Annotated in this window: 1 protein-coding gene; it reads right to left on the reverse strand. The window is 38.7% G+C overall.

Going from position 1 to position 1,010, the window contains the following annotated elements; genetic code table 11:
• Positions 1–34 precede the first annotated feature (34 nt).
• A partial coding sequence (locus tag HLH16_RS13130; protein WP_171529657.1) for an IS256 family transposase occupies positions 35–1,010 on the reverse strand: 976 nt, incomplete at its 5' end.

Below are 1,010 nucleotides of genomic sequence, written 5' to 3' on the forward strand. Positions count from 1 at the left end.
GAGCCTGTAAATTATTTTGTGTAAGTTCCATTTTTTATAAATGATCTTTTAATCGATCATCGAACTGAATCGTAAACCAATTCATCGCTAAACGCCAATTTTGAATTGGCATTGTCCATTTTTTAGCAGCATTTGAAGTTGCTAAATAAATGACCTTTTTCACTGAATCATCAGAAGAGAAGATCTTTCTCTTTTTAGTTGAATGGCGAATCACGCTATTCAATGATTCAATTGCATTTGTTGTATAAATCGCATGACGTATTTCAGCAGGATAGCTAAAGATCGTTCGGATATTTTCCCAATTTGCCCGCCAGGATTCTCCAATTTTTGGATACTGGTGATTCCATTGATCGCAGAAGATACCTAGGGAATTTAAAGCATTTTCTTCTGTACTTGCTTGATAGATCGCCTTCAATCCTGCTGTTACAGCTTTGTAGTCCTTCCAGCTCACAAATCTCAGGCTATTGCGTACAACATGCACGATACACAGCTGGATATCAGTATGAGGGTAGACAGAGGCTATCGCATCAGGAAAGCCTTTTAGCCCGTCTACACAGGCAACAAGAATATCTTGCACTCCTCGATTTTTAAGCTCTGTCATGACTGACAGCCAGAATTTGGCACCTTCTGTTTGAGCAAGCCACATGCCAAGAAGTTCTTTTTGGCCATCCAGGTTAATGCCTAATGCTAAATAAACTGATTTATTGATTACTGTTGAATGCTGACGAACCTTAACAACAATGCAATCTAAATAGACAACAGGATAAAGACTATCGAGTGTTCTATTTTGCCATTCTGTCACTTGTTCAATGACAGCATCCGTCACCTTACTAATAAGGGAGGCAGATACATCGGCATCGTACATTTCTTTAAAGAAAGCAACAATTTCTCTATTTGTCATTCCTTTCGCATATAGCGAAAGAATTTGATCATCCATGCTAGTAATGCGCGTTTGATGCTTCTTAATAATCTGTGGTTCAAAAGAGCCGTCACGATCACGAGGGATATCT

It is taken from the genome of Acinetobacter sp. ANC 5378 (assembly GCF_013004315.1).
Classification (GTDB): domain Bacteria; phylum Pseudomonadota; class Gammaproteobacteria; order Pseudomonadales; family Moraxellaceae; genus Acinetobacter.